This window comes from Stenotrophomonas sp. KH_029 (assembly GCF_057839765.1).
In genome coordinates, this window is sequence record NZ_CM174498.1 from 3,866,501 (window position 1) to 3,892,674 (window position 26,174).

22 protein-coding genes are annotated in these 26,174 nt (G+C 67.3%); 6 read left to right on the plus strand and 16 right to left on the minus strand.

Going from position 1 to position 26,174, the window contains the following annotated elements; genetic code table 11:
- Window positions 1-8 precede the first annotated feature (8 nt).
- The 3 genes from AC3ITM_RS17380 to purD all read left to right on the plus strand — a co-directional run bounded on the left by AC3ITM_RS17380 (window position 9) and on the right by purD (window position 3,188).
- Window positions 9-866, plus strand: a complete 858-nt coding sequence (locus tag AC3ITM_RS17380; RefSeq protein ID WP_489266805.1) for a hypothetical protein — start codon at window positions 9-11, stop codon at window positions 864-866.
- 16 nt (window positions 867-882) lie between these two features.
- Complete coding sequence (locus AC3ITM_RS17385; protein ID WP_489266806.1) at window positions 883-1,824, plus strand: hypothetical protein; 942 nt, start codon at window positions 883-885, stop codon at window positions 1,822-1,824.
- An 83-nt stretch (window positions 1,825-1,907) separates the two neighbouring features.
- On the plus strand, window positions 1,908-3,188 hold the full coding sequence (gene purD / locus AC3ITM_RS17390) for a phosphoribosylamine--glycine ligase (protein ID WP_489266808.1): 1,281 nt from the start codon (window positions 1,908-1,910) through the stop codon (window positions 3,186-3,188).
- Between the two features lie 125 nt (window positions 3,189-3,313).
- Here purD and AC3ITM_RS17395 read toward each other — a convergent pair whose 3' ends face one another.
- From AC3ITM_RS17395 to rhlB, 9 genes are all read right to left on the minus strand, one after another.
- Window positions 3,314-5,785: a zeta toxin family protein gene (locus AC3ITM_RS17395; protein ID WP_489266810.1), complete on the minus strand. Its 2,472-nt coding sequence runs from the start codon at window positions 5,783-5,785 to the stop codon at window positions 3,314-3,316.
- On the minus strand, window positions 5,785-6,135 hold the full coding sequence (locus AC3ITM_RS17400) for a hypothetical protein (RefSeq protein WP_489266812.1): 351 nt from the start codon (window positions 6,133-6,135) through the stop codon (window positions 5,785-5,787). Before AC3ITM_RS17400 ends, AC3ITM_RS17395 begins: the two co-directional genes overlap by 1 nt.
- 265 nt (window positions 6,136-6,400) lie before the next feature.
- Entirely contained in the window at window positions 6,401-6,709 is a 309-nt protein-coding gene (locus AC3ITM_RS17405; RefSeq protein WP_489266814.1) for a hypothetical protein, read from the minus strand.
- Between the two features lie 370 nt (window positions 6,710-7,079).
- Entirely contained in the window at window positions 7,080-7,955 is an 876-nt protein-coding gene (gene rpoH / locus AC3ITM_RS17410; RefSeq protein ID WP_228885925.1) for an RNA polymerase sigma factor RpoH, read from the minus strand.
- 276 nt (window positions 7,956-8,231) lie between these two features.
- The gene (gene ung / locus AC3ITM_RS17415) at window positions 8,232-8,951 is read right to left on the minus strand and encodes a uracil-DNA glycosylase (protein ID WP_489266816.1); all 720 of its coding nucleotides are present in this window, start codon (window positions 8,949-8,951) and stop codon (window positions 8,232-8,234) included.
- Window positions 8,948-9,790, minus strand: a complete 843-nt coding sequence (locus AC3ITM_RS17420) for a response regulator (RefSeq protein ID WP_489266818.1) — start codon at window positions 9,788-9,790, stop codon at window positions 8,948-8,950. Before AC3ITM_RS17420 ends, ung begins: the two co-directional genes overlap by 4 nt.
- Before the next feature lie 7 nt (window positions 9,791-9,797).
- A complete protein-coding gene (ftsX, locus tag AC3ITM_RS17425; protein ID WP_489266820.1) occupies window positions 9,798-10,748 on the minus strand; it encodes a permease-like cell division protein FtsX in 951 nt (316 codons plus the stop codon).
- Window positions 10,745-11,431: a cell division ATP-binding protein FtsE gene (gene ftsE / locus AC3ITM_RS17430; RefSeq protein ID WP_228885921.1), complete on the minus strand. Its 687-nt coding sequence runs from the start codon at window positions 11,429-11,431 to the stop codon at window positions 10,745-10,747. The genes ftsX and ftsE overlap by 4 nt, the downstream gene beginning before the upstream one ends.
- A 354-nt stretch (window positions 11,432-11,785) precedes the next feature.
- Window positions 11,786-13,510: an ATP-dependent RNA helicase RhlB gene (rhlB, locus tag AC3ITM_RS17435; protein ID WP_489266822.1), complete on the minus strand. Its 1,725-nt coding sequence runs from the start codon at window positions 13,508-13,510 to the stop codon at window positions 11,786-11,788.
- 543 nt (window positions 13,511-14,053) lie between these two features.
- On the opposite strand from rhlB, the gene trxA reads away from it, so the two are divergent.
- The 3 genes from trxA (at window position 14,054) to AC3ITM_RS17450 (ending at window position 18,288) form a co-directional block, all read left to right on the plus strand.
- The gene (gene trxA / locus AC3ITM_RS17440) at window positions 14,054-14,383 is read left to right on the plus strand and encodes a thioredoxin TrxA (protein ID WP_019183509.1); all 330 of its coding nucleotides are present in this window, start codon (window positions 14,054-14,056) and stop codon (window positions 14,381-14,383) included.
- 222 nt (window positions 14,384-14,605) lie between these two features.
- Window positions 14,606-16,390, plus strand: coding sequence for a transcription termination factor Rho (gene rho, locus AC3ITM_RS17445; protein ID WP_489266823.1), 1,785 nt, complete (start codon window positions 14,606-14,608; stop codon window positions 16,388-16,390).
- 311 nt (window positions 16,391-16,701) lie between these two features.
- Entirely contained in the window at window positions 16,702-18,288 is a 1,587-nt protein-coding gene (locus AC3ITM_RS17450; RefSeq protein WP_489266825.1) for a sensor domain-containing diguanylate cyclase, read from the plus strand.
- A 132-nt stretch (window positions 18,289-18,420) separates the two neighbouring features.
- Here the strand turns inward: AC3ITM_RS17450 and AC3ITM_RS17455 are convergent, their stop codons facing one another.
- From AC3ITM_RS17455 to AC3ITM_RS17485, 7 genes are all read right to left on the minus strand, one after another.
- Window positions 18,421-19,296, minus strand: coding sequence for a TonB family protein (locus AC3ITM_RS17455; protein ID WP_489266826.1), 876 nt, complete (start codon window positions 19,294-19,296; stop codon window positions 18,421-18,423).
- Window positions 19,297-19,345: 49 nt separating this feature from the next.
- A complete protein-coding gene (gene aceK / locus AC3ITM_RS17460) occupies window positions 19,346-21,058 on the minus strand; it encodes a bifunctional isocitrate dehydrogenase kinase/phosphatase (RefSeq protein WP_489266828.1) in 1,713 nt (570 codons plus the stop codon).
- A gap of 222 nt (window positions 21,059-21,280) precedes the next feature.
- Window positions 21,281-21,640 (minus strand): hypothetical protein, encoded by a 360-nt coding sequence (locus tag AC3ITM_RS17465; protein ID WP_489266830.1) that lies wholly within the window; start codon window positions 21,638-21,640, stop codon window positions 21,281-21,283.
- Entirely contained in the window at window positions 21,616-22,104 is a 489-nt protein-coding gene (locus tag AC3ITM_RS17470; protein WP_489266832.1) for a roadblock/LC7 domain-containing protein, read from the minus strand. The genes AC3ITM_RS17465 and AC3ITM_RS17470 overlap by 25 nt, the downstream gene beginning before the upstream one ends.
- Window positions 22,097-22,645, minus strand: coding sequence for a GTP-binding protein (locus AC3ITM_RS17475; protein ID WP_489266834.1), 549 nt, complete (start codon window positions 22,643-22,645; stop codon window positions 22,097-22,099). The genes AC3ITM_RS17470 and AC3ITM_RS17475 overlap by 8 nt, the downstream gene beginning before the upstream one ends.
- 1 nt (window position 22,646) lies before the next feature.
- Window positions 22,647-23,603, minus strand: coding sequence for a hypothetical protein (locus AC3ITM_RS17480; protein WP_489266835.1), 957 nt, complete (start codon window positions 23,601-23,603; stop codon window positions 22,647-22,649).
- 300 nt (window positions 23,604-23,903) lie between these two features.
- On the minus strand, window positions 23,904-26,135 hold the full coding sequence (locus AC3ITM_RS17485; RefSeq protein ID WP_489266837.1) for an NADP-dependent isocitrate dehydrogenase: 2,232 nt from the start codon (window positions 26,133-26,135) through the stop codon (window positions 23,904-23,906).
- Window positions 26,136-26,174 lie beyond the last annotated feature (39 nt).

Here is a 26,174-nt window from a genome sequence, read left to right on the forward strand (position 1 = left end):
CGACACGGATGTCTGCAATCGCACGCAAGCCCCTGATCATGCTGGCCCTCGCCGGCACCGCCGCGTTGGCCGGCTGCAAGCCGGCCGCCGAACCCGCCCCGGCCGCCACGCCCGCACGGCAGGCGACGGCGGCGCAACCGGCCGCCCATGTCAGCCGCACCGCGCGGCTGCAGGCATTCCTGGTCAAACGCTATGGCGCCGAGGCGTCGCTGTCGCAGGGCTGGCAGGGCACCTGGACCCAGGACGGCGCAGACCGCGCCACCGACTGGCAGGTCTGCGCCGAACAGCCGGTGGTCAGCGGTGACAGCTGGCAGCAGTTGCTGGCCGTGTGCGGCACGCTCAGCGAGGGCGGCCACGCCGACCCGGGCACCGTCGATTTCTACGTGCTGCGCCCCAGCGGCGAAGGCTTCGAGGTCGTGGCCGAACTCACCGGCGGCACCTACGGCAGCAGCGGCCGCCCCGGCACCGTGCAGGTCATCCGCGCCGGCAGCGATTTCTACGGCTTCCGCAGCGAGAGCGGCTGGTTCGGCCAGGGCCATTCGCTGGAAACGCAGACGCTGATCCTGCCCGGCCCGAAGGGCCTGGTCGATGCCGGTTCGCTGCGCAGCCATATCGACAACGGCGCGGCCTACGACTGCGACGATGCCGAGTTCGCCGAAGACTGCCGCACCCGGGTATTCAATATCGATTTTTCCTACCGCTTCGACGACAGCGACCGCAGCGCGCGCATCTGGCCGCTGCTGATCGAAGAGACCGGCAGCGAGTGCGGCGGCAAGCCGGTACGCCGCGAGCATCGCTTCAGCCTGGACGCCGGGACCTGGACCTATAGCTTCCCCGCGTCCCTGCAGCGCGAAGGCTGCCGGTGAGGTACCGCCGACCGTGATGCGCCGCAGTGACCCGCCCATCCAGCGCCGGTGCCGGTATACGGCGGCGCTGCTGCTGGCGGCGCTGCTGGCCGGCTGCGGCAACCACGCGCCCGCACCCGAACCGGGCAAACCGCGCCGGGTGCTGGACAGCACTGCCGAAGTAGTGGACACGCTGCACCTGGACGGCAGCCACGAGCAGCGGCTGCTGGCCTTCCTGCGCAGCCGCTATGGCGCCGCTGCCCGGCTGGATGCGCCCTGGCAGGACCAATGGGACGACACCGACGTGCAGGCGCTGCGCCCGGTCACCCGGCAGGTCTGCGCGCATGAAACCGTCGACACCGACGGCCACCTGCAGCACCTGCTGGCGGTGTGCCAGGCCCTGGACCAGGCCGCCAGCGTCGAACCCGGCCGGGTCGATCTGTATGTATTGCGCGATGGCGAAGAACACGCGCTGGACAAGGACCACCCCTTCGCCGGCTTGTTCGGCCCGCCGGGCCGGCCGCTGCTGGTGATCGCCCAGCGCCTGCACGGCGAGTACGGCCGCCACGGCGCGCCCGGTACGGTCCAGATCGACCGGCTCGGTCCACAGCGCCACGCCTTCCGCATCACCCACGATGGCTCCGGCCGCGGCCATGCGCAGCGCTCGCGCACCTACGTGGCCGTGCACAACGACCGCCTGCGCGAGGTCGCCCTGCTGCGCGAGCACGTCGACAACCTGGCCACGCCGCACTGCGACGACGCGCCCGACGACTGCGCCGATGCGGCGTTCAATGTCGACTTCACCACCACCGTGGGCGGCAGCGACGCGGTGGACGGCTACTGGCCACTCACCGTACGCACCACCGGCCAGGACTGCACCGGCCCGGCCCACGCCTATGACCACCTGATCTTCGACCCCCAGACCCGGACCTACCCGGTACCCGGCGATCTGCAGCGCGAAGGCTGCGGCGAGGACTGACCCGGCCGCTGCGCCGGGGCCGATGCAGGCTGCGCCGGCACCGCGTAAAATCGCCGTTCTGCCCCCCTTACGCGAGAACTGCATTGAAGATCCTGGTCATCGGCGCCGGCGGCCGTGAACACGCCCTGGCCTGGAAGCTGGCCCAGTCCGCGAAGGTCAGCGAGGTCATCGTCGCCCCCGGCAATGCCGGTACCGCGACCGAGCCGGGCTGCCGCAACGTGGACGTGAAGGTCACCGACCTGGACGGCCTGCTGGCCCTGGTCGCCGCCGAAGGCATCGGGCTGACCGTGGTCGGCCCCGAGGTGCCGCTGGTGGCCGGCGTGGTCGACCGCTTCCGCGCCGCCGGCCACCGCATCTTCGGGCCCACTGCCGCTGCCGCCCAGCTGGAAGGCAGCAAGGCCTACGCCAAGGACTTCCTGGCCCGCCACAACATCCCCACCGCGTTCTACGCAGTGCACACCGAGCTGGCGCCGGCGCTGGCCTACCTGCGCGAGAAGGGCGCGCCGATCGTGGTCAAGGCCGACGGCCTGGCCGCCGGCAAGGGCGTGATCGTGGCGATGACCCTGGCCGAAGCCGAGGATGCGGTGCGCGACATGCTCTCGGGCAATGCGTTCGGCGATGCCGGCGCGCGCGTGGTGATCGAGGAATTCCTCGACGGCGAGGAAGCGAGCTTCATCTCGATGGTGGACGGCACCACCGCACTGCCGATGGCCACCTCACAGGACCACAAGCGCGTGGGCGATGGCGACACCGGCCCCAACACCGGCGGCATGGGCGCCTACTCGCCGGCCCCGGTGGTCACCGATGCGGTGCATGCGCGGGTGATGCGCGAGGTGGTCAACCCCACCGTGCAGGGCATGATCGCCGACGGCATTCCGTTCACCGGCTTCCTCTATGCCGGCCTGATGATCGATGCCGAAGGCGCGCCGAAGGTGATCGAGTTCAATGTGCGTTTCGGCGACCCGGAAACCCAACCGGTGATGCTGCGCCTGCAGTCGGACCTGGTGGATCTGCTGGAGGCCGCCATCGACGAACGCCTGCACCAGGTACAGGCCCAGTGGGATCCACGCCCCTCGCTGGGCGTGGTGATGGCCGCAGCGCCGTACCCGGAAACCCCGATCACCGGCGAGGTCATCCACGGGCTGGAGGCGGTGCCGGCTGCGGCCAAGGTCTTCCATGCCGGCACCGCGCTGGACGCGCAGGGCCAGGTGGTCAGCGCCGGCGGCCGCGTGCTGTGCGTGGCCGCGCTGGGCGACAGCGTCGCCGATGCGCAGGCCAGTGCCTATGCCGGCGTGGCGAAGATCACCTGGGCGCATGAGTTCCACCGCAACGACATCGGCTGGCGCGCGATCGCACGCGGGTAGGTCCGAGCCACGCCCGGGCGACGCGGCTCCGCGCGTCCGGCCATGGGCCGCACCCTGCGCGCCTGCACACAGCCGAACCCCTGCAGCGATGGCCGCTGCGCCATGGCCTGGGCTGAGGCTTCCTCTCAGCCCATCCTGGCGCCACGCGCCTGGATGCCCTGCTGCTCGCGCTGGTCGTGCGACTGCTGCTCCACCTGCTGTGCCTGCAGGCGCTGCTGCTCGCGGCCCACCACATCCAACTGGTGCAGCGATGCCTCCACCGGCGTCTGGACGGCCTGTTCGATGGGCATCAACGCGCGTTGGTGGGCCGGGTTGTTCGGCTCGCCCTGCACCACGAATACATTGTGAGCGGCCGGATGCTGGGGAGTGGCAGTGCTCAGCAGCACATGGTCCACCCGCTCCAGCCCATTGCTTCTGGCCAGCACCAGCAGGCTGGCGGTCATCCGCTCGCTGCTGGCGTCGAAGTCGCGCCCGTGCCTGGCGTCCAGTGCCGCCACGCCCTCGCGGACCTGCTGGTAGAGCGCGTGGTCAGGGTGGCCGGCCTGCATCGGCGTCGGTGCAGGCGGTGGCGCAACGGCAGGGCCGGGTGCGGCCGACGCTTGCCCCTCGTGCATCTGCAGCGTCTGTACCGAGGCGCCCCGCCCTGGCGCGTCGGGCGCCGGCGCTTCCGGCTGCAGGTACCGGGCCCGGATCTGCTCATAGGTGGCATTCAACTCATCCCGCACATTGCCGTCGGCGTGGGAATCGTAGATCAGCCCGTCATGCTTCCACTGGCCCTCGGCCGTGCGCTGGTAGGTGCGCCCGTCCGATGCCATGACGTGGTCCGGATGGCTGCGCGTCCAGGCCACCGCATCGGGGATCGGGCCGTGCTGCGACCAGCCCTGCTGCGCGTACGCCTGTTCGTACTGCTGGACATAGGCTGCCGAACTCCGCGCCGCATTGAGCGCGACGGTGGCCTGCGCATACGCGTCCAGCTCGGCCGCCTTGTCCGCACCCGCCAGCTCCACCGTTGTCCGCTGGATACCGCGGTCATAGCTCTGCAGGACCACTTCGCGCTGCCAGGTGCCGCGTTCGGCATCGCGCTCCCAGGCGCGGGGGTAGAGGCTGGGTGTATCGGTGATGTCGCCGGCAATGCGGTAGGGATCGACCGGAACATCGGGCTCGGACAGGCGCAGCGCCACCGCCCGGCTGGATGCCTTGTAGTTCAGTTCCTGGGTCAGGCCGGCATCGGCCGTAAAGTGCTGCGTTGCCCCATATATCGGGCGGTCCACCTGGGTGCCGACGGTACCGATCACTTCGCGCGCGCTGCGCGTCCAGCCTGCATCCGGCTGGGTGGGGTCGTAAGTCCAGACATTGCCGAACGTATCGCGCTGGTTGTTGATCCGGTACTTCTCGATCCAGTCCACCACTTCACCGGCGCCCCATGCACCGAGCCCGGCGCCAACGATGCCGGTGACGATCGCCCCGGGCCCGGACTCGATGCCGATCAGCGTGCCGGCCTTGGCACCGACGACCGCGCCGGTCCACCCGCCGACGCTGCGGGCACCGAAATTCAGCAGCGCCGATTCGGCCCCGGTCGCATTGTCGCGGGCATACAGGTCGGCCACCTTGCGGCCTTCGGTGCCGGCCTCGTAGACCGTAGCGGCGATCCCGCCGACCGTGGCGCCGCGGACCATGTTCGGATGCACCCGGACGGTGTGGTCGATGCGCGTGGCTTCTGCGGTTCCGCGGGCCACGCCTTCCACCACCAGCAGGTTGCCGCGCTCGGTGAGCAACGCCGCGGCCGTGGGTGGGGCGACCCGGGGATGCTGCTGGAGGGTATCGGGCAGGTCCTGGTGCCATCGGGCTTGGTCCCGCCAGCCATCGCGGGTGAGATGGGTGATCCGCGGGTCGTGCAGCCGCGCCTCGCGTTCGGCTTCCAGTACCGGGCCCGGTCGGCGCGGGTCGGTCCGGCTGTCGTACAGTTCCGCACCTTCGCGGCTGTAGAGACGGATCGGAATCCCGGTTTCGGCATGAACCTTGTCCAGGTTGCCGGGGAGTGCCGAGTAGACATGGTTGCGGACGTCTTCGGGGACGTAGCGGCCGTAGCCTTCGTCGCCCAGCTTGTCGGTAAAGCGCCGGTCCACGCCCAACTCGCTTTCCATGCGATGCGCTACTACCGCACGAACCTCAACCTCGTAGCCCTTTCCGCGGAGTTCATTGATCAGGTCGACCGCCCCGGGGCCATTGCCCATTGTCGTGTCGACGATGATGTTCTTGCGTCCATCAATCGCGGCTGCCCGAAGTTCTCTCGCCCACTGGCTCGCATCACTATGGGTGTGCCCAGCCCAAGAGTAGGGATGCTTCTGACGGAAGCTACTGGCTTCGGGATGAGCAGCGCGAAGCTCGTCCGGATCGATGGGTACTACGTCATTTCGCAGCTCGGCTTTTGCGGCGTCAACAAGTGCGCCTTTACCCGCCCCAGGCTGCCCGGCAAGAATAATCGCTCGTGGACTATCCAGCGACGTTGCACGTGTCAAGCCGCTATCTGGAAGGATCTGCCCTTCAAAAATCGCCGCATGGGTAGCAATGTCAAGCCGACCATTCAGAGGCTGCATCAAAAGCGATCCTTTTGGCGCTCAAAGTACTCAGCCAAGTCACTAATATCGAGCATTCCGCCGCCTCCACTTCTTGCCATGCGCATCAACCTCCACTTCTCCTGGGCGGCAGCAACGGCCAAGGGATCACCAGAGATCTCGGCCACTTTCAACTCGTCGCGAGCTTCAAAGACAAACGTTTCCAGCCGTCCTTCGAGTGCTGAGATCGCATCGTCAAACGGCATCAACGGAAGCCGCAGAGATCGCTCCACGGATCGATTCAGCACTTCCTGCAATCGCTCGATATGCCCCGGGTAGTCCTTGAGCATTTCGCGCAACTTCGCTGGAACAGGGGGCGGCGGAAGCAACATGGCGGATGTCCTTTTCATGGAGCTGATACTTGCAGGGAGTCTTGCAGATATGAAGGGACCGTTCTACCGACTCCATCAATAAATCGGTAGCTGAATAACGCGTACGGCACATGGCGGGCACCTTCCCGCGCCCTAAAGCACGCCATTGAACCATTCATTGAAGCAACCTATCAAAGATGGTTGAGGACGGCTTCGGGGACGTAGCGACCGCAGCCTTCGTCGCCCGGAGCGATCCAGATTGCGCTACTGCATTTGGCGAGCTCATTTAGAAGACCTCCTTGTTCTTCTCGAAGTACTCCCATAAATCGTGCAACCCTTTCATCCCTCCATTTCCAGAGCGCGCCCTGAACATCAATCTGAACTTTCTGTCAGCACGCGAGATCATTTCCGAATCACCATCCATCTTGGCAACATCCAGCTCTTCGCGGGCCTCAACCATGAACGTTCCCAGCCGTCCCTCTAGTGCCGAGATCGCATCGTCAAACGGCATCACCGGAAGCCGTCGGGATTGCTCCACAGATCGAATGAGCACTTCCTGCAATCGCTCGATATGCCCCGGATAGTCCTTGAGCATTTCGCGCAATCTTGCTGGAACAGGAGGCGGAGGAACATGCATGACAGGCATCCCTTTCTTCGTGGGGCTGATGCTTGCAAAGAGTGTCGCAGACGTTGAAGGGCTCGTTCTGCAGATTCCATCAATAAATCATGGGTTGGCTTACCAGCACAGCGAATGGTGGGCAGCCAATGAACCGCGTGACATCGGGATGACTCCAAAACGGGGGGCGGAAATCCCAAGGCGACTGCACAACACCCCATCGCGATGGTACCCAATGCGGTTGCCATCGGCAGGATCCGCACGCTGCCGGGCATGGCCCCCTGGCGTGGCGCGGGCATGAAAAAGCCCGGCATTGCCGGGCTTTTTCGCTACTACGCCGTGCCACCGGTCAGGCGGTGAACAGCGCCTTCATCTTCTTCAGCGCGTTGGCTTCGACCTGGCGGATACGCTCGGCCGAAACGCCGTACTCGTCGGCCAGTTCCTGCAGCGTCACCTTGCTGTCGGCATCCAGCCAGCGGCGGCGGATGATGTCGCGCGAACGCGCATCCAGTTCGGCCAGGCCTTCGCGCAGCAGCTGCAGCTGGTTGTCTTCGCTGTCGGCACGCTCGTAGGCCATCGACGGGTCTTCGGCGTCGGCCATCAGGTAGGCCGCCGGCGACGGCGGCGCGTTTTCGTTGTCCTCGTCGCTGGGCGCATCGAAACCGATATCGCGGCCGGACAGGCGCGACTCCATTTCCATCACTTCGCGCTCGGAAACGTTCAGGTCCTTGGCCACCGCGCTGACTTCGGCCGCGTTCAACCAGCCCAGGCGGGTCTTGGACTTGCGCAGGTTGAAGAACAGCTTGCGCTGCGCCTTGGTGGTGGCGACCTTGACGATGCGCCAGTTCTTCAGGATGAACTCGTGCATTTCCGCACGGATCCAATGCACCGCGAAGGACACCAGGCGCACGCCCATGTCCGGGTCGAAACGCTTGACCGCCTTCATCAGGCCGATGTTGCCTTCCTGGATCAGGTCGCCCAGCGCCAGGCCGTAGCCGTTGTAGCCACGGGCAACGTGCACCACGAAGCGCAGGTGGGAATGGACCAGTTCGCGCGCGGCGTCCAGGTCCTGCCCGTCGCGGAAACGGCGGGCCAGGTCCTGCTCGTCATCGACCGACAACACCGGGATCTGGTGCACGGCACCGATATAGGCGTCCAGCGAACCAAGCGCACTGGGAACCGGGAGATTGTTTGCCACAAGGGCAGTAGAGGTGATCTGGCTCATAGGGCTCATCTTAGCAGTCGGGAACTTGGACTGCTAAAGGACAAAGAAGTTCCAGCGTTCTGCTGATGAAACACTGGCGCGGAATACCGGTCTAACATAGCGCGAAATGATGACAGTGGCGAGCAGGCTGGGAATTTTAATCTACGCCTTACAAATCAATTACTTGCCAGGATAAATAGCCCGGTCTGGCGTGGTTTTTCGCTGAACGGCCTGGCCACGAACCCCCATTCAGGCCAATGGGGTTGTCGACCGTTCAGCCAGCGCGCCTGGTTCCACCTACCCGGCCACATCCAGCGCCGCGCGCGGCGGCAGCGACCAGTCGATGCGGCCGAGATGACGGCGCTCGAGGTAGTCGTTGGCCGCCGAGAAATGCCGGCAGCCCAGGAAGCCGCGATGCGCCGACAGCGGCGAGGGATGCGGCGCCTTCAGCACGCGGTGGCGACCGGCGTCGATGACCTTGCCCTTCTGCTGGGCATAGCTGCCCCACAACAGGAACACCAGGCCCTCGCGTTCGCGGTTGAGGGTATCCACGACATGGTCGGTGAAACCCTCCCAGCCGCGGCCCTGGTGCGCGCCGGCCTGGCCCTCTTCCACGGTCAACACCGCGTTGAGCAGCAGCACGCCCCGGCGCGCCCATGGCAGCAGGCAGCCATGGTCCGGGCGCGCAATGCCCAGGTCGGCCTCGATTTCCTTGTAGATGTTCAGCAGCGACGGCGGCACCGGCACCCCGGGCATCACCGAGAAGCTCAGGCCATGGGCCTGGCCACGGCCGTGATACGGGTCCTGGCCGAGGATGACCACCTTGACCTGGTCGAACGGGGTGGCATCGAAGGCGGCGAAGATCTGCGGCCCGGGCGGGAACACATGCGCGCCGGCGGCCTTGCGCTGGCGCAGGAAGCTGGAAAGCTCGCGCATTTCCGGGCGCAGCAGCCAATCGCCTACACGGGCCTTCCAGCTCGGTTCCAGCTGGATACTGGGTTGTACGTCGTCGTTCATCGCACCACGGGTTTGTCGTTGAGGCGCGCCAGCCGCAGCTGGAACAGCACCTTGGTCACCAGCAGGCGCTCTTCGATCGGCTTCTGCACCAGATCGTTGGCGCCGGCCTGCAGCAGGCTGGACTGGTTGTGGGGGTTGCCGTCGCCGGTCATCACCAGCACCGGCAGGCGGCGTTTGCCGTAGCCGAAGTCCACCCGCACCCGCTCGACCACATCGCGGCCGCTGAGCTCGCCCTTCAGGGTGACGTCGGTCAGCACCAGGTCGATGCGGTGGCTGCTGCGGCCCAGCGATTCGGCGGTGAGCAGCGCGAAGGCTTCCTCGGCGGTCATCACGTGCAGCACCCGCAGGCTTTGGCGTTCGAGCATGCGCTTGGTCGCCTCGGCGACCACCCGGCTGTCCTCGACATACAGGATGGTGGCGCCGGGAATGGTTTCCGGCTGCACGTAGCCGCGGATGAAGGTGGCCAGGGCTTCATGGCCCAGCGCCTTGTCGAAATAGTCGGTGACGTACTCGGTGAAGCGGCGCTGCTCCAGGTGCTGCTGCGCATCGCCGGACACCACGATCACCGGCACATAGGCCTGCCCGGCGGTGTCGCGCACGATCCGCGCCAATGCCAGGCCATCGCCGTCGCTGAGGGTCAACGAGGTGGTGACCAGGTTGACCGGGCCGGCCGCCAGCGCCGCGCGCGCCTCTTCGATGCTCGCGCAGCCCACCACGTCCACCGCCGGCAGTTCGCGTTGCAGCACATCGGCGATCAGCTTGCGGACCAGCTTGGAGCCATCGACCACCATCACGCGCGGTGTGTCGTCGGCCAGGTGCTTCAGGGACTGCGGGCGCATGCGGGCCTCAGGTTTCGGTAGGCCGGGTCTGGCGCAGGAAATGTCCCGTCACCAGCCACGCACCCAGCCAGCCCAGCACCACGGTGCCGACCAGCACGAACGATGAATGCAGCAGGTCCAGCCCATGCAGCACGAACGGGCTGGCATAACTTTCCGACAACGCCGCCAGCGGCGGGCGCAACGCCAGCCCGGCCGCACCGATCAGCGCCAGGGCCAGCGCACCGGCGCCCAGGCCGTACCACGCGCCCAGGTACAGGAACGGGCGGCGGATGAAGCCGTCGCTGGCACCAAGCAGCTGCAGCACGCCGATTTCCTCGCGGCGGGCCTGGATGTCCAGGCGCACGGTGTTGCCCACCACCAGGGCCGCACCCAGCCCCAGCAGTACCGACAGCACCTGCACCAGCCGCGTGCCGAAGCCCAGCCAGGCATCCAGGCGCTTGCGCCACAGTGCGTCGTGCTGGACCAGGTCGGCCTGCGGCAGGCCTTCCAGCGATTGCGCCAGGCGCGCATCGTCGGTGCCGGCGCGCGGGGTGACGATCAGCAGGGTCGGCAGCGGGTTGTCGTGCAGTGCATCGATCGCCTCGCCCAGGCCGGCGCCGTCGCGCAGTTCGGCCAGGCCCTGTTCGGGGGTCTGCACGGTGACATTGGCCACGTCGGCACGGCCGCGCAGCGTGTCGGCCACCTGCCCGGCCGCGGCGGCGGCCACGTCGGTCTTCAGGAACAGATTGATATCGCGCGACTGCTGCACGCTGCCGGCGAAATGCTTGAGGTTGTCCAGCGCGATCGACAGGCCCAGCGGCAATGCCAGGGCCAGCGCCATCACCATCACGGTGAGCAGGGTGGCCCATGGCTTGCGCCAGGCGCGGCCCAGGCTGAACACCACGCTGTGGCCATGGTGGTGCAGCCACACGCCCAGGCGCGACGGTGCCGCAGCATCCTTGTTGGTGGGTGCGCTCATTCGGCCAGGTCCTGCGGCGAGATGTCGTCGATCAGCTTGCCGTGGTCCAGGATCAGCACGCGCTTGCGCATGTGCCGCAGCAGGGCCAGGTCGTGGCTGACCACCAGCACGCTGGTGCCGCGCTCGGGCAGCTCGGCGAACAGGGCCATGATTTCCGCCGCCAGGGTGGGATCGAGGTTGCCGGTGGGTTCATCGGCCACCAGCAGCTTGGGCTCGCCGACGATCGCGCGGGCGATGCCGACGCGTTGCTGCTCACCGGCCGACAGCTGCGAGGGCAGCGCCTTCTCGCGGTGGCCCAGGCCCATCCGCTCCAGCACCGAACGCACCCGCTTGCCGATCTCGCCACGCCGGGTACCGCGCAGGATCAACGGCAGCGCCACGTTCTCGGCGATGCTGCGGTCCATCAGCAGGCGGTGGTCCTGGTAGACCGCACCGACCTGGCGGCGATGGCGCGGGATGCTGCCGCCGCGCACCTTGAGCAGGTTGCGCTCATCGAAGATCACCGCGCCGCGGCTGGGCCGCTCGTCGAGGTGGATCAACTTGAGCAGGGTGCTCTTGCCGGCACCGGAATGGCCGGTGACAAACAGCATTTCCCCGGGCGCGACATCGAAGCTGACGTCCACCAGTGCCTGGTGGCCGCCGGCATATTGTTTGCTGACATTGTCAAAACGCAGGACGCTCATTGCCTGATTATGCAGGACGAGGGTGGCTGCGTGGAGGTGGGGTGTCAGACGGTAGGTGCCGACCGTTGGTCGGGGGAAGCGACATCGCATTCGCGCTGTCGCCCCACGGTTGGCTGCGCAAACCGTGGGCCCCGGCTTATCGGCACCCGAACCCCCGCCGCTTCGCGGCCGCCCCCTTACCAAGGGGAGAGCGACATCGCATTCGCGCTGTCGCCCCACGGTTGGCTGCGCAAACCGTGGGCCCCGGCTTATCGGCACCCGAACCCCCGCCGCTTCGCGGCCGCCCCCTTACCAAGGGGGCTTTGCTACCCGCTGATCGGGGATGTCACCCGACCAACGGTCGGGTGCTTCGGCTTACTGGCCCGACAGCATCCGGCGGATCTTGCGGCCGATGCGGGTCAGGAACGACGTGCTGGGGTCGGCCGGCGGTGCGGTGCCGCGCATCGGCCTGGCGGTGACCTGCACCGGGGTTACCGGGCCGGTGGTTGCCGCGCCTTCGGCGCCTTCGACCGGGCGGCCGTGGCGACGGCGGCGACGCTTGCGCGGTGCGCGCTCGCCTTCCACCGCCGGGCTGTCGGCCGCGCTCGGCGCGTCGACCGGGGCCACCACGTCCTGCGGCTTGGCGGCTGCTTCGGCCAGCGGCTGCTCGCCTTCCGCGCGCGGCTTGCGCTCACGGCGCGGCTTGCCATCGGCACCGGTGCCGGCGCTGCGCTCGCCCGGACCGCGGCGCTCGCCGCGGCCGGCCGACGACGGCTTGCCACCGCGGCCGCTGCTGCTGCCGCCGCCACGGCGCTGTTCTTCGGCGGCACGCGCTTCGCGGGCCTCGCGGAAGATCTGGCCGACGCTCTCGTTCTCGTCGCCTTCTTCACCCGGCTCGGCCGGTGCGCGCTCCGGGCGCGGCAGCGAGGTCAGGATTTCGCTAGTGACCGGCTCGACCGGGATCTTCTGTTCGATGTAGGCCTCGATGTCCGGCAGGCCCATCGCATAGCGTTCGCAGGCGAAGCTGATCGCATCGCCTTCCTCGCCCAGGCGGGCGGTACGGCCGATGCGGTGCACGTAATCTTCGGCATCGAACGGCAGGTCGTAGTTGTAGACGTACTTGATGCCGTCGATGTGCAGGCCGCGGGCGGCCACATCGGTGGCCACCAGGATTTCCAGCTGGCCCTTCTGGAAGCGGTTGAGCAGGCTTTCGCGCTTCTTCTGCGGCACATCGCCGGACAGCACGCCGACCCGGTAACCGGCCTTTTCCAGCGAACGCGCCACGCGCTCGACGAACACCTTGGTGTTGACGAACACCATGGTGCGCGCGCCTTCGCTGCGCGACAGCAGGCCCAGCAGCAGCGGGATCTTCTCTTCGTCGGCCGGGAAGTAGATGCGCTGGCGCACCCGCGCGGCGGTGATCGACTCGCTCTCCACCACCAGCTTCTGCGGCTCGTTCATGTGCTCATAGGCCAGCTCCAGCACGCGGTGGCTGAGCGTGGCGCTGAACAGCAGGGTCTGGCGCGTGCTGCGCTCGGGCATGCGCCGCAGCAGGAAGCGGATGTCCTTGATGAAGCCCAGGTCGAACATGCGGTCGGCTTCGTCGAGCACGCAGATCTCGCAGGCGTGCAGCGAGACCACCTTGTGCTGCTTGACGTAGTCGATCAGGCGGCCGGGGGTGGCGATGATCACATCCACGCCCTGCTGCAGGATCTCGCGCTGCTTGTCGTAGTCCACCCCGCCGTAGACCAGCGCAAAGCGCAGGCCCAGGTCCGAGCCGAACTTGACCGCATCCTTGTGGATCTGGATGGCCAGCTCGCGGGTCGGGGCCAGGATCAGCGCGCGGGGATCTTCCGGCTTGCGGTCGGCCAGTGCCGGGCGGGTCAGCAGGCGGTTGATCACCGCGACCAGGAACGCCAGGGTTTTGCCGGTACCGGTCTGGGCCTGGCCGGCGACGTCGCCGCCGGGCAGTGCCACCGGCAGGGTCAGTGCCTGGATCGGCGTGCAGCGGGTGAAACCAGCCGCCCCCAGGCCCGCAAGCAGGGTCGGATGCAGGTCGAAAGTGGAGAAGGTCAAATCGGTCAGCGGTTTGTCGCTCATGTGTCCGTCTTGGTAAGGCCAGCCCGGCAGAGGTGCGGGTGGCTTGCAATCTTGGGGAGGGCACCGTCGCCTTAGCGGCCCCTGCGCCGGGGAAGGCGGCGCCGGACCTCGCTGGTCCTGGGGCGCCGCACAATGTCCCAGTTTAGCGCAATGTCGGCGGCAAACCGCTGTCAGGCGTCTCAAAACCTGGCGAGACAGCCGGCAACGCTCCCGATGCGCGCCTCCGGCGGCGTATTCACCGCGCCTGCCGGCAGTTGAACAGGCCGGCCGGAGGCGCTGGAAGCGGTCGCCATCGCCCCCTATATAGAGCCTGCCAGCTACCGGCACGCGGGGTGGCGATGGCAGGATGCTTCTTTCCAGGGCACGCCTGTCCGCCCGCGACGATAGGGGTACACTGCCCGCCGTGAGCGTCGGGGCAGCCCCTTGACGCACCGCTGGCCGCCCGCGCGGCCAAGAGGCAGCAGACGAAGATGGCGCCGGTCGGCGTCGTCCAGGTTCAACCTCCTCCGGCCCGGCCGGGTGCACTCCAAACGAGAGACCAAGATGAGCGACAAGGTTGTACATGTCGGCGACGCCGACTTCGATAGCGCAGTGCTGAATTCCAAGGAACCGGTGCTGGTCGATTTCTGGGCCGAATGGTGTGGCCCGTGCAAGATGATCGCCCCCGCCCTGGACGAACTGGCCGACGCCTACAACGGCCGCGCCAAGATCGCCAAGGTCAACGTGGACCAGAACCGCGCCCTGGCCGCCAAGTACCACGTGCGCTCGATCCCGATGCTGCTGGTGTTCAAGGACGGTGAAGTCCAGGCGCAGCAGATCGGCGCGGTCGGCAAGGCCCAGCTGGCCGGCATGCTCGACAAGGCCCTGGCCTGATCGACGCAGGCAGCCGGCCCACCCCCGGCTGCCACGCGGGCCCATCGCCCGCATGAATGACCCTGCCCCACCCAGCTTGCGCGCCGCCGCGAGCCGGTGTTAGTGTCGGCATATCCGGCCGCATTCGCGCGCCGCACCTTCTGGACGCCGTTCTCTCCAGATCCTTTCCCAACGTTCGCTGCCCTGCCGGGCGCTCGCACCTTCTAGCGAGGAATCCAGCACTTGTCCGATATCACTACTTCCGAACCCGGGAGCGCCGACGCGCCTGCCGAGAAGCGCGTGCGCAAGCCCCGCGTTGCCAAGGCCGCCAACGCTACCGACGCAGGCTCCCCCCCCGCACAACATGGCCTGCCCCTGGCTGCCGCGCCTGACGCGCCGGCGCCGGTCGCCGCTTCGTCGGCGCCGCAGCAGCAGGCTCCGGCCGGCGATGCCTCGCCTGGCCAGGGCGGCGCACAACAGGACACCGGCGACGGTGGCCAGCGCAACCCCAATGGCAACAACGCCCCCAAGGGCGGGCAGAACCCGTACCAGGGCCAGGGCCAAAACCAAGGCCAGAACCAAGGCCAAGGCCAAGGCCAAGGCCAGGGCCAGGGCCAGGGCAACCGCCGCGACCGTTTCCGCAATCGCCGCGACCGCAACCGCGGTGGCGATCGCTACAACGACGACGGCATGCCGCAGGACAACAACGAGCCGCAGCAGCCGTTCGTGCGCAGCCAGCAGGCCAACGTGCCCGAAGGCTTCCCGGTCTATTCGCTGAGCGACCTCAAGCGCATGCCGGCGCAGAAGCTGCTGGAAATCGCCGAGCAGCTGCAGATCTCCGAAGGCGTGGCGCGCGCCCGCAAGCAGGACGTGATCTTCGCCCTGCTCAAGGTGCTGACCCGCCATGGCGACGGCGTGGCCGCCGACGGCGTGCTGGAAATCCTGCCGGACGGCTTCGGCTTCCTGCGCGCGGCCGAAGCCAGCTACCTGGCCGGCCCGGACGATACCTACATTTCGCCCAGCCAGATCCGTCGCTTCAACCTGCGCACCGGCGACCACCTGTCCGGCCGCATCCGCTTCCCGAAGGACGGCGAGCGTTACTTCGCGCTGTCGATCGTGGACACCATCAACGGTGAGCCGCTGGAAGCATCCAAGAACAAGGTGCTGTTCGAGAACCTGACCCCGCTGTTCCCGCGCAAGCGCTTCACCCTGGAACGCGGCAACGGTTCGTCCGAGGACATCACCGGCCGCATCCTCGATCTGATGGCACCGCAGGGCAAGGGTCAGCGTTCGCTGATCGTGTCCCAGCCCAAGGCCGGCAAGACGATGATGATGCAGCAGGTGGCCACGGCGATCACCACCAATCATCCGGACGTGCACCTGATCGTGCTGCTGATCGACGAACGCCCGGAAGAAGTGACCGAAATGCAGCGCACCGTGCGCGGCGAAGTCATCAGCTCCACCTTCGACGAGCCCGCCGCCCGTCACGTGCAGGTCGCCGAAATGGTGATCGAGCGTGCCAAGCGCCTGGTCGAGCACAAGAAGGACGTGGTGATCCTGCTCGACTCGATCACCCGCCTGGCGCGTGCCTACAACAACGTGGTGCCCAGCTCCGGCAAGGTGCTCACCGGTGGTGTGGACGCCAACGCCCTGCACCGTCCGAAGCGCTTCTTCGGCGCGGCGCGCAACGTGGAGGAAGGCGGCAGCCTGACCATCATCGCCACCGCGCTGGTCGATACCGGCAGCAAGATGGACGAGGTGATCTACGAAGAGTTCAAGGGCACCGGCAACAGCGAAGTGCACCTGAGCCGCCGCATCTCCGAAAAGCGCGTGTTCCCGGCCATCGACATCAACCGCTCCGGCACCCGCCGCGAAGACCTGCTGATCGAACCGGAACTGCTGCAAAAGATCTGGATCCTGCGCAAGCTGCTGCATCCGATGGATGAAATGGCCGCAATGGAATTCCTGCTCGACAAGATGAAGAACACCAAGTCCAACGACGAGTTCTTCGGTTCGATGAAGCGGTAAACCCATCGAACGCGACACCTTCAGAAACCCGCCATGCGAATGGCGGGTTTTTGTTTGCTGGATTGCCCAGCTTGCCGGCCAGCGACCGGCACTACGATTGCGGGCCGGCCCGTGGCCACGGCTTCACCCACGCGTGCGCGGAATCCGCAATAATCCGCGGCAAGATCTGTTGTCCGCCCGGGGGCGGGGTCGTCGTGGAACGGGCGCGCAGGCGCGCCGGATCGACGCCACGCAGTGCGCTCCTGACCGCTCCATCGTTGCCGTCCATCCGCATTCCCGGTTGGCGCAGCACCTGCCGGCTACTCGACCGCATGCCTCCGTTGTCATCCCGCCTGAACCTGGGAAAATTGATCCTTGGCCTGGCCCTGCTCAGCGCCGTGGTGACCCTGGCCAATACCCTGCACGCCAGTTACCGGGTGCAGCGCGAACAGCTGATCGGCAATACCTTGGAAGCCAACCGGGTGTACGCCGGCAAGCTGGCCGAGACCACCCAGAATTTCATCCTGTCGGCACAGCAGCAGCTGGCCTACAGCGCCACCACCCTGGGCCGGCGCGCGCACGACCGCGGCGAACTGGCAGCGGAGGCCGCGCGCCTGCAGCTGCAGACCAACAGCTTCAATTCGGTGCTGGTGGTGGATGCGGCCGGCACCGTGCTGGCCACCTCGCCGCAGAGCCTGGCGCTGCAGGGCGTGGTGCTCAACAGCCAGGGCAACGCCGAAGCCCTGGAGCGCCGCGAACCCTACATCAGCAACCCCTACCGGTCGGCCACCGGACGCCTGCTGGTGGCGATCTCGCACCCGATCTTCAATACCCAGGGCGCGTACCAGGGCTACGTCAGCGGCACCATCTACCTGCGCCAGCGCAGCATCCTGCAGACGCTGCTGGGCAAGCATCACTACCGCGACGGCTCCTACCTGTACGTGGTCGACCGCGACGGCCGCATCCTGTACCACATCGATCCGCAGCGGGTCGGCCAGTTCGCGCTGGAGAACCCGGTGGTGCAGGCGGTCAGCCAGGGCCATAGCGGTGCGCAGCAGGTGCGTAACAGCCGCGGCGTGCCCATGCTGGCCGGCTATGCGCCGGTGCCCAGCGTGGGCTGGGGCGTGGTCGCCCAGCGCCCGACCGCGGCCACTCTGGCGCCGCTGTCGCGGCTGATGTCGGCGGTGATCTGGAATGCCATCCCGCTGGGCGTGCTGTCGCTGCTGGTCACCTGGTGGTGCGCGCGGCGCATCTCGCTGCCGCTGTGGCAGCTGGCGCGCAACGTGCAGAACCGCGATACCGCCATCGCCATCCGCCACGTCACCGGCATCCGCGCCTGGTACTACGAAGTGGCCCACCTCAAGCAGGCGCTGCTGTACAGCTTCAACCTGCTGCAGGACCGGATCGGCAAGCTCAACCGCGCCAGCATGACCGACCCGCTGACCGGCCTGCAGAACCGCCGCGGGCTGCAGCAGGGCCTGGAGGACTGGCAGGCGCGCGGGCAGCCATTCGGGATCATCGCGCTGGACATCGACCGCTTCAAGACCATCAACGACCGCTTCGGACATGCCGTGGGCGATGCGGTAATCCTGCGCATCGCCCAGCTGATGCGCGACGACTCACGCGATACCGACCTGCTGTGCCGCAACGGCGGCGAGGAGTTCCTGATCCTGCTGCCGGGCATCGACACCGCCACCGCCGCGCGCATCGCCGAGCGCCTGCGCGTGCAGATAGCCGCCGAGATGTTCGACGAGGTGGGCTCGGTCACCGTCTCGCTGGGCGTGGCCCACTACCCCAGCTACCACGACGATCCGCTGCAGGCGCTGCGGCTGGCCGACAAGGCGCTGTACATGGCCAAGGAGCAGGGCCGCAACCGCACCGTGGTGTATCCGGCCGCCGGGCATTCCGGCGCCGGCTGAGGGCGGCAGCCACCGCCCGCAGGCCCATCACCGGCAGCACCGTTGCCGCCGCCAGGTACGATTCCTCGTGCTGACGGAGGGCCAGCCTGGCAAAACGGCCCTGGCCGGTTTGCGAAAAAAGATCCGTGCGGATCAGCCGCCCAGCGGGGTCAGCAGCTGCGGCCCCTTGCTGGCCGCATCGGCCATGAACACGCCACCGGCCGGCAGCAGGTCGGCATTGGGATCGGCGCCCAGCGCCTTGTCGGCGCGCCACGGCGCCTGCTGGCGCGGGCCGGGAATGTAGGCATCCCATTGGCCGTAGCGCATCTGGTCGCCATGCAGCGCAAATGTCACCGGCACCCGCACGGTCCAGCTGGCATCGTCCTTGTTCTGGCCGGTGGTGGGCGGCTTGAAGGTCCACTTGCGTGCGGCCGCCATCGAGACCCGGGAAAGCGCATCACGCATCTGGCGCATGATCGCTTCATTGGCCACCGTGCGCAGGTTGACCTGCTCGGTGGCCACATCGATCACCTTGCCGTCGCGACCCACCTGCACCAGCAGCAGCACATCACCGCGCCCGCCCGATCGATAGACTGCCTCGGGGTAGGACGGAGGCGCCGACTTCAGCCGGGTCACCTCATCGGTAGCAGCCGCATCGTATTCTTCAAAACTGGCCGCCAGCAGGCTGATCTGCTGCCCGCCATCGGCAAGCATCTTGCCGCCCAGGCGGATGCTGACCGGGCTGCGCGCGCGCACCGCGCGACCGTCGACCAGCACCGGCTCGAAGCGCCAAGCCTGGACCTGCGCATCGACAAACCGGGCAATCGCCGGGTTGACCTGGTCGCGCCGGTCCAGCTGGAAGCTCTCGACCTGGCCCTGCGTGCCGATCTCGATCTGGCCGCTCAGTACCATGGCGGCCTCGGCCTGCGCGCGCACCGCGCGCCGGTTCTGCGCCGCCGCATCGTTGGCCACGGCCATGCCGGCACCGCCGAAGGCGAGGGCCAGCGCAAGAATATGGGATGAACGCATCGCACCTGCTCCTTGTGTGATGACAGCAAGCCTAACGCAGCCCTGCCGATCAAGCCAAGCGATGGCTGGCCGCGTACGGTGGCGTGTCCGGGAAATCGCCGGCCGCAAAGCGGGCCTGCAGGCCCTGCCACCATGCCGGGTCGAACAGGTACCCGAAATGTTCACGCACCGCGGCCAGGTCTGCCGCCGGCAGGCCCATGAACATCCAGAAGCGTTCGGGGAAGACATCGCGCGGGCCTATCTCGAACCACGGCTCGTCGGCCAGGGCCTCCTGCGCATCGCGTGCGGCAGGCCAGGCGCGGAAGTTGCAGTCGGCCACCAGGCACAGCTCGTCGTAATCGTAGAACACCGCCCGGCCATGCCGCGAGACGCCGAAGTTCTTCGGCAGCATGTCGCCGGGGAAGATGTTGTTGCGCGCCATGTCGGTGATCGCCTGGGCATAGTCCAACGCCGCGCCGCGCCGCGCCGTTGCCGCCTGCTCGCGCAGGTACAGGTTCAACGGGCGGAAGCGGCGCTGCACGTAGCACAGCGCGATCACCAGCTCATCGCCCTCTTCACGGACACTGCCGCTGCACTGGCTGAGCAGTTCCTCGCGCAGCATCGGCGAGAACCGGGCGCGCGGGAAACGCAGGTGCCGGTACAGCTGGGCATCCAGCAGGCGGCCAACGCGGTCCAGGTTGAACACCAGCGCGTATTTTTCCTCGACCTGGTCGCGGGTCATGCGCTTGGGCCAGGCGAACCGGTCGCGGATCAGCTTGAACACCAGCGGGTAGCTGGGCAGGGTGAACACCGCCATCACCATGCCCGGGGTGCCGTCGGCGTGCACCAGCTGCTGATCCGGGTGGTCGTGGAAATGCCGGAAGAAGGTACGGTAGCGCTCGGTCTTGCCCTGCTTGGCGCGGCCCAGCACGGTGTAGATTTCATCGATCGGCTTGGCCGGCAGCAGGCTGCGCAGGAACACCACCGCATCGCCGACGGTGGCCAGGTCAGCCTGGAAATAGCTGCGCGACACCCCGAACAGATGGGCCACATCGCGGCGCCGGGTCAGCACCGCGTCGGCACGCAGGCCCTTGTCATCATTGACCAGCGCGATCACGCATGGCGAGAAGCGATGCTCGCCGAACACACGGCCGACCAGGTAGGCGCGGCGTTCGCGGTAGAACACCGTATCGAGCAGCTCGATGCTGCGCGCCGGGTAATCGCCCCAGTGCGCCAGGTCGTCCTGCAGGCGCACGGCGATCGCTGCGGCGCAGCGCAGCTGGTGCGCATACGGGACATCGAAGCGGTAGTCGCCCAGTACCCGCATCAGGGCGTCGGCCGGCCGCGTCGGCGACAACGTATAGCTGCGCCGCGCCACCGGATGGGTGATCGCATCGGAGGGCTCCACGTCGATGGCCATGAACTCGATCGCCGCATCCACGCCCTGGGTAGCGAACAGGCGCCGGGCCAGGGTGTTGTAGAAGGTCTTGTACAGCTCGGCATCGATCAGCCCGTCCAGCAGCAGCGCATAGGCCGGGTGCACCTGCCGCCACAGCGCGCGGGTGCCGACCGCATCGCCCGCGGCGCGGCGCAGGGCATCCACGGTCTCGGCGATGCAGCGGTCGTACAGGCCGATGCGCTCCACCGCATCCTGCCGCGCCCCGGCCCAGTCACGGGCCTGGAAGCGCTCGCGCGCGCGCCGTGTCACCGCCGCGAAGCGCGCATGGTAGGCCTCGAAACCATCGCGGATCAGCATCGCCAGGCCAGCGGCCAGCGCGGTCATCGCAGACCTCGCCGCAGGCAGGTTCGACAGGGGCAACCGGGACCACGCATGCATCGGCATCCACATGACCGGCCCCCACCATACGGCAGCGGCTGGCGGCTTGCACAGGGCCTGCGGCGACCACCGCCAACCCGTCGCCCATAACGAGCGATAGCGCGGTACATGGGCGAAGAAAAAAAGCCGCCGGCCGCCACCACACAGCGACCGACGGCGGAGGGAACCTTACAGCGCCAGTTCGCCTTCCACGTCCTGCACCTTGCGCCGTGCCAGCGCCAGGTTGGACTTGTTGCGATCCAGCACCAGATACAGGAACAGGCCCTTCTTGCGCGAGACCGGGCGCAGGATGTGGTACGCCTTGCCCAGCGAAATCAGGATGTCCTCGATCGTATCGTTGAGGTTGAGCGACGCGGCCGTCTTCATCTTGGCCCGGATCACCTCGGTGTTGCCTGCCGCCGCCACCTCCATGTCCATCCCCGAACCGGCCTCCCCCAGCAGCATGCCGCTTTCGTAATCCACCAGTGCCACTGCCTGCGCACCGTCGATGGTCATCAGCGCGTTCAAGGTTTCGTCGAGTCCTGCCATGTTGCACCCCATTGGTTGTCGAGCCCGTTGTGTCCCGGCGGGTCGGCTCGTGATCCGCTGAATTCGGCCATGATGTTGCGGCCACATTCCTTCGCACTCCACAGCACCTTGCCGATCACGCAACGCGCATCGCATGCGGTCATCAGCAACAGCGGTACCGGCAGCGTCGGCAGCGCGAGCATCAGCACCTTGCCCTCGCCTGCCTCCAGCATCAGGACTTCCAGTTCGCCCAACGACAACTCGCGGCCCACTGCGGCGGCCAGGGCCAGCATCGCGCTGGTCATCGCCGCCAGGCGTTCGCCGTTGCCATGCCCACCCACCGCCGGCACCACCGCAAAGCCATCGACGCTGGCCAGCACCGCACTGCGCACACCGTTGAGCTCGGCAGTGAAGTGGCGCAGGTGGCCAACCAGCCGTTCGCGCAATGCCTCGTCCAGGTGCCGCAAATGGTGTCCATCAGCCATGGGCCATCACCAGCTCGGACGTTTCCATTTCGCTCATCAGCACATCCATCAGGCACAGGCCCTGGTCACGCTCGCGGGTGTCCACCGGCACCACCGGCAATGCCCGCTCGCCGATTGCGGCGTGTTCGGCGCAGACGTCCAGCTCAAAGCCCGGCGCCAGGTCCAGGTGCGATACCCCGATCACCGCCGGCACCTGCACCGCGTGTTGCCGCAATACGTCCAGATAGGTGTCCAGTTCGGCCACCGCCGCCTCGCGCCGCGCATCGAGCAGCAGCACCACGCCGCTGGCGCCCTGCAGCAGGATCGGCCATAGGAAATCGAACCGCTGCTGGCCCGGCGTGCCATACAGGCGCAGGCGGTCGCCATTGGGCAGGTCGATGTCGGCATAGTCCATCGCCACCGTGGTGGAGGCCTTGTCGGCACCGCGACGGTCGCTGTTGGGCACGTCGGTGTCGATCACCGCGCCTTCGGCGATGGCCCGGACCAGGGTCGATTTGCCGCAGCCCATGCTGCCCAGTACCACGATCTTGTATTCGCGCACGTTACTCCCCGCCCCGTCGGCGCAGCCCGCGCCACATGCGTGCCAGCAACGAACCGCCGGCCGCGCCGGCATCGCGCGCCGCCCAGCTTCCCGATGATGGTGCCTCCAGCGCGGCATAGCCGCACAGGAAGGCCGGGTGCACGAACTCGCGCACGGCCGCGCCGGTCATGTCGAGCAGGCGGCTGCATTCGTCCACGCTGCAGGCACGCTTGAGCAGCAGCGAGCACAGCCGGAAGCTGTCGTGCTGGTGGGCCAGCACGCGGAAGTCCGGCCAGCGCAGCAGCTTGACCCGCGCGTGCTGCTGCAGCTTCCTGTCCAGGTCCTGCCAGGCGGTCCCCAGCTGCCCCCATTGCCACAACAGCGGGCGCAGCGGCAGGCGTTGCTGTTCGGCCGCCAGCTGCTCGTAGCGGCGTGCGGACAGCCCGTGCAGCGAAAGTTCCTCGAACGCGTCGGCCAGGGTCTGTGCCAGCCCGCCGGCGTCGCCGCCGGTGGGCATCACCATCTGGTCGCGGATGAAGTCGATCAGTACCAGCGGTTCGCCGCGCAGGGCCAGCAGCGCGTGGCCCTGGCGGCTCTGCAGGCTGCCGCGCAACGCGCCGGTCACCGCCTTGGCACCGCGGGCCTGGCTGGGTTCTTCGAGCGGGCCCGGGGATGCGGGCATATGCCAGAGCGCCTGCCGTATCGCGCTGTCGTCCATCGCCGGGGCGTCGTCGCGCTGGCCCATGCGCAGATCGCCGCGCTGGTCTTCAACCCAGAACTGGATGCGCGGATGTTCGCGCACCATGCGCAGCGCCGCGTTGCGCAGTGCCGGGGTGTCCTTGATGACCAGCAGGTCGCAGTCGTCCAGATCGCGGCAGCTGCGTACGCTGCCGGCCGGCAACGAGGACGCATCGCGCAGCCGCTGCAGCAGGGCGTGCTCTCCCTGGATATCCGATCCGACCACCAACACCCTGGCCATGACTGCTCCCCTGTTGCTGGATTCACCCCTCCAGACCCACAGCCTATGTGAACGCCTCCGGGCCGATAGTGATGGGTTGCACAGATTGGATGGGACTACACGAGGCAGGGGCATTTTCCGACAGAGTACGACGCGACAGGCAAGTTTCATGCCCTCTTGACATAAAGTTGGGCGTTGCACGCCGATGACAGTCGCTGACGGACATCACACTTTGCGCACCCTTGCCTTCGCACCGCGGCAGGCAAAGAAAAACCCGCGCCGGGGCGCGGGTTCGTCTTCGCTGCAACAGGGACGTGCCGATCAGCCCTTCAGGGTATCCAGCGCGGTGTTGAACGTGCTGCTCGGGCGCATCGCCTTGCTGGCCTTGGCCACGTCCGGGCGATAGTAGCCGCCGATATCGACCGGCTTGCCCTGCACGGCAGCCAGTTCGGCCACGATGGCCTGCTCGTTGTCGGCCAGGACCTTGGCCAGCGGGGCGAAGCGGGCCTTCAGCGCGGCATCGTCGTCCTGCGCGGCCAGGGCCTGGGCCCAGTACAGCGCGATGTAGAAGTGGCTGCCGCGGTTGTCGATGCCGCCAAGCTTGCGCGAGGGCGACTTGTCGTTGTCCAGGAACTGGCCGTTGGCCTGGTCCAGGGTACGGGCCAGCACGCTGGCGCCGGCGTTGTCGTACCGGTTGCCCAGGTGCTCCAGCGACGCGGCCAGGGCCAGGAACTCGCCCAGCGAATCCCAGCGCAGGTAGTCTTCTTCGACGAACTGCTGCACGTGCTTGGGCGCCGAACCACCGGCACCGGTCTCGAACAGGCCGCCACCGGACATCAGCGGCACGATCGACAGCATCTTGGCGCTGGTGCCCAGTTCCATGATCGGGAACAGGTCGGTGAGGTAGTCGCGCAGCACGTTGCCGGTCACCGAGATGGTGTCCTCGCCCTTGCGGATGCGGTCCAGCGAGAACGCGGTGGCTTCCACCGGGGCCAGGATGCGGATGTCCAGGCCGGTGGTGTCGTGGTCCTTCAGGTAGGTCTCCACCTTGGCGATCACCTGCGCATCGTGCGCACGCGCCGCATCCAGCCAGAACACGGCCGGGGTGCCGCTCAGGCGGGCGCGGTTGACCGCCAGCTTGACCCAGTCCTGGATCGGGGCGTCCTTGGTCTGGCACATGCGCCAGATGTCGCCGGCCTGCACGGCGTGCTCGAAGATCACCTTGCCGGTGTCGTCGGTGACGCGCACGCTGCCGTCGGCCGGGATCTGGAAGGTCTTGTCGTGCGAACCGTATTCCTCGGCCTTCTGCGCCATCAGGCCGACGTTGGGCACCGAGCCCATGGTGGCCGGGTCGAACGCACCGTGGGTGCGGCAGTCGTCGATCACCGCCTGGTACACACCGGCGTAGCAGCGGTCGGGAATGACCGCCTTGGTGTCCTGCAGCTTGCCGTCGGCATTCCACATGCCACCGGAGTCGCGGATCATCGCCGGCATCGACGCATCGACGATCACGTCGCTGGGCACGTGCAGGTTGGTGATGCCCTTGTCGGAGTTGACCATGGCCAGGCCCGGGCGCTTGCCGTATTCGGCAGCCAGGTCGGCCTTGATCGCTTCCTGGGTGGCTTCGGGCAGCTGCGGCAGGCGCGCGAACAGATCGCCGATGCCGTTGTTCGGATCGAAACCGGCCTGCTTGAGCACGTCGGCGTGCTTGGCCAGCACATCCTTGTAGAACTCTTCGACGACCACGCCGAACATGATCGGGTCGGAGACCTTCATCATGGTCGCCTTCAGGTGCAGCGAGAACAGCACGCCACGGGCCTTGGCATCGGCGATCTGCGCCTGCACGAACGAGGCCAGCGCATTGCGGCTCATCACCGCGGCGTCGACGATCTCACCGGCCTTGACCGCGGTCTTTTCCTTGAGCACGACGCTGCTGCCATCGGCCTTGAACAGCTCGATCTTCAGGCTGCCGGCGTTGGCCAGCGTGGCCGACTTTTCGCTGCCGTAGAAGTCACCGCCGTCCATGTGCGAGACATGCGACTTGGATTCGGTGGACCACTTGCCCATGCGGTGCGGGTGCTTGCGCGCGTAGTTCTTGACCGACAGCGGCGCGCGGCGGTCGGAGTTGCCTTCGCGCAGCACCGGGTTGACCGCGCTGCCCTTGACCTTGTCGTAGCGCGCCTTGATGTCGCGCGAGATGTCATCGGTGGGCACGTCAGGGTAGTTCGGCAGGGCGAAGCCCTGGTCCTGCAGTTCCTTGATCGCCGCCTTCAGCTGCGGCACCGAGGCGCTGATGTTGGGCAGCTTGATGATGTTCGCGTCCGGGGTGGTCGCCAGCTGGCCCAGTTCGGCCAGGTGGTCGGTTTCCTTCTGCTCGTCCTTCAGGTAATCCGGGAACAGCGCCAGGATCCGGCCGGACAGCGAGATGTCACGGGTCTCAACGGCGATGCCGGCGGTGGCGGTGTAGGCCTCGACGATCGGCAGCAGCGACTGGGTGGCCAGGAACGGGGCTTCATCGGTAAGCGTGTAGAGAATCTTGGGCGTATTCGACATGGGGGACTGGTGCTCTCTTGCAGATCTGATGAGTGATGG